Genomic DNA, 6,000 nt, shown 5'->3' with positions numbered 1-6,000 from the left:
GCCCGCACTCCCGCTCAACTGGCCCTGGCTGTTATAGGTGCGCAGGACATCCAGTGACAGGCCGTCGAAGATCAGACCTTCGTCCTGGCTCTCCAACACCAGGTTGCCGGTGGCGGTATTGACGACCGGGGCCACATTGCCCTGGCCGATCGCTGCCTGCCCTCCCAACCCCTGGCCCAGCTGACGCAGTGAACTGTTGTCCAGACCCAGACCATTACCCGATACGACAGCGACCATCGACTTACCCTTGCTTAAACATTTGGCGGTGGCCGGTCGTCATGACAGGCCTCATCCAAGTCTTATCTGGTCTGGCGCGGAAAAGTTTAGGGGGCGACGATTGGCCAGAACCGGCGGCTCGGCTCTCGAAGAACAAATCGCCTACATCCGCTCGATCAGCCAGTGCACCAACGTGGCCCCTATTGGCACTGATCGAGTCCCCCTGTGATGCGATGCCGTAACGGTTCGAGCAGTGCTACCCAGCACGCGCCGCACCGCACCCGCATGGCCTATCTATGAATAGAGATCGATTTTGACGGGGTGTCCACACGCACCACGCGGCACCGTGTGGCACTCGCAGCGGGTCAGGCGCGCGTAATTATGTGACACAAAACGACGCGCCCAGGAGCTGTTTTTGGGCTACCGACGCGGGAAGCGATCGGAAATGCCGCCGATCCATTTGTCTACTGACATCACTCCAATCTGGAACTGAGGAAGCCACGCTCAGCGCGTTATCACGGGATTGGCTTGTTGTTGCTGTGTTTGCGGGTTCATTTGTGGAGTTTGCTGATGCACATGAGCCTGCTGTGCGTTGTGTTGCCACGTCGTGCTGTGCTGCTGGATCGGCGTGTTCACGGCCTGAGCGGTGTCCACGCCATTGGCCACTTGCTTCGCGGGTGAGCGCAGATCGCCTTGCACGGCAAACGCGCGCGAACCGTCGTCGCTAAGCACCACATGGTCCACTTTGTTTAGACCATAAGCACGCGCACCCACTGCGACCCCTGCGGCCAGATTGGCACTGTGCTGATCCGGCGTTCGACCATTCTGGGCATCCAGGCGATGCACCGCACTCAGCGACTGCTGATACATCGCATGGTCAGGATGCGAGGGATGATCGAGATGGATCGGATGCGCCTTGGCGAAATTCGTAACGTCTTCCATCCCGCGGGCAGTTGCATCGACCGTGGCATCGTAGACACGCTCACCAAAATGCCCCACCGCCTTGGCGCCATCAACGGTCGCCTCAATCCCATGCGACGTCGCGTTGACGGTGGCGTCGTAGGCTTGGTGTCCGGCATGTGCGGTCGCCTCAATGCCGCGCGAGGTGGCATCGATGGTGGCGTTGTAGCCCTTGACCGTTTCATGCCCGACGTATTGCGCTGCGTGCCCGGTTGCATGTAACCCTTCAACTGCCTTGTCGTGGACGACGTGCGCCTCACGCACCACCGTTTCGCGTGTCGCGTCGTAAGCCTTAACGATTTCATGGTCAGCATATTGCGCTGCCTGCTGGGTCGTCCGTCCAATGGCATGAGCTCCTTGATTTTCTTTCTCTAAAATGGCGCGATCAAGAGCCAAGGTGTTGCGAGCCACAGCGTTGGGAATTTCCCAGCCGGCCGACACCGCGATGCGGGCATCTTGGATATCGTTGTGCGGTAGCGATCCACTATACCGTGATGAGCTTGGTAGCGCTCTTCGTTCGCTGGGCTAATGATCGACTGTCCAAGCAATTTGCTCTGGGGCACAAAGTTATCGATCGCATGCGCACTGCCTTGAATCTTGCCCAAGATCGGCGCGTGCGCGGGAAGAGCGTTGATGAATGCGTTATCGCTATAACCGGACTTGCTCAGAGCGTCGATGTCTTGTTGTGTGGCATAGGTACGCACCTCGCCAAAATGAGCCGCACCGGCACTGACCACATCGGTTGCACGCACATGATCAATGACTTGATGCCCTCCCGCTGGAATACCGAGACCAAGACCAGCAGCACCATAGGCGTTGAAGGTTTCGCCGTGCAGCCCGAATTTATGTGCGTTGATTTCAGCGAGGGTGCCGCCGAGCGAATGTCCCGTAACGGTGATGTCATAGGAATAATGAAATTTCGCGGCATCACTTTTGACTTTATCCATAACACGCTGGGTAAAGGCCGTAGAGTCGGGGCCTTGGGCATTCAGGCCAGTCAGAACCATACCGGCATCAACGCCACCATCATGCACAGGCTCCCTGTCGAACTCTGTGCCTCGGTAAGCAATGACCACATTGTGTGAGCCATCGGCGTTGCGATGATCGTATGCCGTAGCTTGGAAACCTGTGCGCGGATCATTGGCATAGTCGATGGGTTTGTAGTCAACACGATCAAGCGTAACGGTCGTGCCTAGTTGTGGCTGCTGATACGAATTTTGGGACAGCAACGCATAGTCCGTTGAGCGTAGAGTCATTTGCTACTCTCCGTGGCAGCCAATGTCACCGAAAAGAATTTATCTGGGTTCTGAGTGATGAAAGGTGTGGCTTGCGAACCGATTTCAACATCCTGCTGAGATGTTGCCCCTGAATATGAGTCTTTTGAGAAATAGGTTTTTTCAGATCTCTGCGCTGCGAGATCTGACTTGGGAATATCAGGGCTAAAAACCACGGACTTGACTTTCAATTGCGCGCCAGTACCCACCACCGCCCACTGACATACACCCATGCCGTAATAATCTTCGTCTTGCAGAAAATCTGTGTAGAACGTGCCCTTGTAGGCGTGATCCCCAACACGCGTAAGTTCGATAGAGACGCTTTTTTCCAATGTCGGCGTAGCGCCACTACCCGGTCGCATCGGAACGCAGCTCGGGTTCATCACCTGATACTTCACATAGCTGTCGATCGAATCGAACGGTCCCGGTGCACCTTCGATGGTCATCGTGATTTCGTAGCGCATCTTCGGATGCGGATTCGATTTGATGTCGGGATTTTTCATGGCTGCACCACATGCGGAAGTGATCAAGGCAAAAGAGAAAAACGCGAAAGAGCAAAGGCGTTTCGTCATATCAGTGGGTTCTCTGTCACACACCCGCCATCGGAACCTGCGGTCAGTGAGCACGGTTCGGGTTCAAGAAAGTTGGGCTTAGCCCTGCACCAAGCATCATTTGCTCTGACGTTCTGCGCGTCTGCGTTCAGCGCTTTGACTATGCTCGAAGTGATGTTGGAGTTCATCACCGTGCTCCTTGCGTCGGTTGACACGAGTGTAATCCCATCTCCCGTTGGCTTAAACCAAGCAACGACAATCAGCAATCCCTACGCGCGAAGCGTGATCAGGATGGCAATCCTGCCAGCGTTGGACCAATGGGTAATCGCGTTAAGGGCGTTTCGGCTTGCCATCCGTGTCACGTCCCGCGGTCCGCGTACTGTCGTCGCCGCCGCTGCCACCGGAGCCCGCGCCGGGATCGTTCCCTTCCCCGCCAACTTCACCATCGACACCTGCGGCGCCCTTATCGCCTCGCTTGGGATTGCTTTGGTTGACCTTGCTCGGATCGTCTTTATCGCTCATGGCGTCGTCCTCAGTGAAACTCTTGGTCGACAGCATAGGCGTCGGGCACATCAAGACCCGATGAAGAGGACTCAGCGCAACCGATCGGCCAGCAATAACAAAATGAACTGGTAGCGGATGGCCTAGGCGCATAGCGCATATGTAGAAATGAAACCGCTTGGGAAGCTACGGGCTCATCGCGACTGAAGAGATACCTGATGATCAAAGCAACGCCATCTTCCAGGTGGCGTTTATATTGGCCAGCGCTTCTATTCGTGCAAATTATTCGCGCAAAGCCGTTGTAAGGCCGAATTCTCGTCATACTGGGCCATCAACAGGTCAAACTAAACGGTGTAAGTCATCAAACAGGAACTGCCGAAAGAGTTGGCGTCAGGCCAGATCCACATGGGTGTTCTAGCTTCGGCAACTCAAAATGGATGGCTCGCTCGGCTTGATTGCCATGTCGACGTCGTGGTTCCGCGCCCTTATGGCTCGAAAGGCCCCGTACTGGGCGACAAGGTTCACATCCGTTTGCTGGCAATCAACCGAGTTTCGGGCTCTGTTGTTGGCGTCATGATTCAACCCGAAAAACGAGAATAGCGAGCCGGCAAGAAAGTTCGGGGGGAACATGATTTGCAAATGCGCCCTATGGCTTCCCAGCAATGGCGTGCGGGTTCGATTCCTGCCAGGAGAGCGGCATAGCAACGATGCGAGTCGTTTAGTTTTACGCCAGGCAAATGCGCGATCGGTGGATAGCGGTTTGGGTAGCCTCAACGCAAGTCGGGAAAATCCTCTTCCCAGTATTCGCCGGGAAGTCGCGTGGGATCGGCAGTGCGCGTCAACTCTTGCTGACGTAGTTCGACGCGTCGGATTTTTCCGGAAATCGTTTTGGGCAATTCGCTGAATTGCAGTCGGCGGATGCGTTTGTAGGGTGCGAGTTTTTCGCGCGAAAAACGAAAGACGCTGCGCGCCAGTTCCGGCCCGGCTTCGAAGCCCAGTCGCAGGGTGACGTAGGCTTTCGGTACCGAGAGCCGCAGCGCATCAGCGCTCGGCACAACGGCTGCTTCGGCGATGGCTTCATGTTCGATCAGAATGCTTTCGAGTTCGAACGGGCTGAGTCGGTAATCGGATGACTTGAACACGTCGTCGGCGCGCCCGACGTAAACGTAGTGGCCGTCGTTGCAACGCGTCGCGATATCGGACGTGTGATAGTAGCCATGGCGCATGGCATACGCAGTAGCGTCGACGTCGTTGGCGTAACCGGTCATCAGGCCGAGCGCACGCGCTTCCAGTGGTAGTGCGATTTCACCCTCTTCGCCTGGCTGCTCGTCAGCATCGACCAGTGCGACGCGATAACCCGGCAACGGGCGCCCCATGGATCCGGGTACGAGCGGTTGCCCCGGCGAATTGCCGATCACGCAGGTGGTTTCGGTTTGGCCGAAGCCGTCGCGTATGGTGATTCCCCACGCGTGCCGAACCCGCTCGATGATCTCCGCATTCAGTGGCTCTCCGGCACCGACGATTTCGCGAAGCGTGACTTGATACGCCACCAGCGGCTCTTGCACGAGCATGCGCCAGACTGTCGGCGGCGCGCACAAAGTGGAGACCTTGCAGCTCACCAGGACCTCCAGTACATCCTTCGGCACGAAGCGTGGAAAGTTGAACACGAAGACGCAGGCCAGCGCGTTCCATGGCGCAAAGAAACAGCTCCAAGCGTGCTTTGCCCAGCCGGGAGAACTGATGTTCCAATGGATATCGCCCGGTTGCAATCCGATCCAGTACATCGTCGAGAGATGTCCGACGGGATAACTCTGATGCGTATGTTCGACCAGCTTCGGCTTGGACGTGGTGCCCGAGGTGAAGTACAGCAGCATCGGATCTGTGGCACGAGTCGGTGCATCGGGAATGAAGTCGGGCGACGATACGTAGCCATCGCTCAAATCGATCCAGCCATGACACGGCTCGCCGACCGATATCCGCGTCAGCTTCGGATCGAGCGCTTCGAACTTTTGCGTCTCAGCACTGCTCACCACGACAAAATCCACCGCTCCGACACTCACGCGATCGCGCACGTCATCCGTGGAAAGCTGCGTGGAAGCCGGCAACACGATGGCACCAAGCTTCATCGCTGCCAGCATCACATCCCAGAGCTCGACCTGGTTACCCAGCATCAGCAAAAGACGGTTACCGCGCCTGACGCCTAACCCTCGCAGAAAGTTGGCCATGCGCGCCGATCGTTCGGACATCTGCGCGTACGAAAAACGCCGCCCCTCGTGCTCCGGGAGATCGACGATCCACAGCGCCGTGTTTTCATTACCGACTGCAATGACGTCGAAGTAATCAAGCGCCCAGTTGAAATCGCCAAGCATCGGCCAGCGGAATTCGGCATAGGCCCGGTCGTAGTCGGTGCGGTGACGCAAGAGCAGATCACGCGCGTCGACGAAGCTTTTCGCTGAGCTCATTGTTTTCTTTTGTGGGTGGCTTGGAGATCGCTGCGC

At 56.8% G+C, this 6,000-nt stretch carries 6 protein-coding genes; all 6 read right to left on the bottom strand.

The features are described from left to right. Positions 1-237, bottom strand: a 237-nt coding sequence (locus HDE80_RS21780) for a hypothetical protein (RefSeq protein ID WP_221437773.1), incomplete at its 3' end; no start/stop codon positions are given. Between the two features lie 483 nt (positions 238-720). Then, complete coding sequence (locus tag HDE80_RS21775; protein ID WP_184674404.1) at positions 721-1,440, bottom strand: XVIPCD domain-containing protein; 720 nt, start codon at positions 1,438-1,440, stop codon at positions 721-723. A 107-nt stretch (positions 1,441-1,547) separates the two neighbouring features. Then, positions 1,548-2,432: a hypothetical protein gene (locus HDE80_RS21770; RefSeq protein WP_184674402.1), complete on the bottom strand. Its 885-nt coding sequence runs from the start codon at positions 2,430-2,432 to the stop codon at positions 1,548-1,550. After that, a complete protein-coding gene (locus HDE80_RS21765; RefSeq protein WP_184674401.1) occupies positions 2,429-2,953 on the bottom strand; it encodes a hypothetical protein in 525 nt (174 codons plus the stop codon). The genes HDE80_RS21770 and HDE80_RS21765 overlap by 4 nt, the downstream gene beginning before the upstream one ends. 378 nt (positions 2,954-3,331) lie before the next feature. Further along, positions 3,332-3,523 carry a hypothetical protein gene (locus HDE80_RS21760; RefSeq protein WP_184674399.1) on the bottom strand — a complete coding sequence of 64 codons (192 nt, stop codon included), beginning with the start codon at positions 3,521-3,523 and terminating at the stop codon, positions 3,332-3,334. Between the two features lie 749 nt (positions 3,524-4,272). Further along, complete coding sequence (locus HDE80_RS21755; protein ID WP_184674397.1) at positions 4,273-5,964, bottom strand: AMP-binding protein; 1,692 nt, start codon at positions 5,962-5,964, stop codon at positions 4,273-4,275. Positions 5,965-6,000 lie beyond the last annotated feature (36 nt).

Origin of the sequence: Rhodanobacter sp. A1T4 (assembly GCF_014207185.1) — a bacterium.
Lineage (GTDB): Bacteria > Pseudomonadota > Gammaproteobacteria > Xanthomonadales > Rhodanobacteraceae > Rhodanobacter.
This window is presented reverse-complemented; position numbering and strand designations above follow the sequence as displayed.

Coding starts and splice junctions, on each gene's coding strand:
- HDE80_RS21770 (WP_184674402.1), bottom strand. CDS start 2,432: ATGACTCTACGCTCAACGGACTATGCGTTGCTGTCCCAAAATTCGTAT.
- HDE80_RS21765 (WP_184674401.1), bottom strand. CDS start 2,953: ATGAAAAATCCCGACATCAAATCGAATCCGCATCCGAAGATGCGCTAC.
- HDE80_RS21755 (WP_184674397.1), bottom strand. CDS start 5,964: ATGAGCTCAGCGAAAAGCTTCGTCGACGCGCGTGATCTGCTCTTGCGT.
- HDE80_RS21760 (WP_184674399.1), bottom strand. CDS start 3,523: ATGAGCGATAAAGACGATCCGAGCAAGGTCAACCAAAGCAATCCCAAG.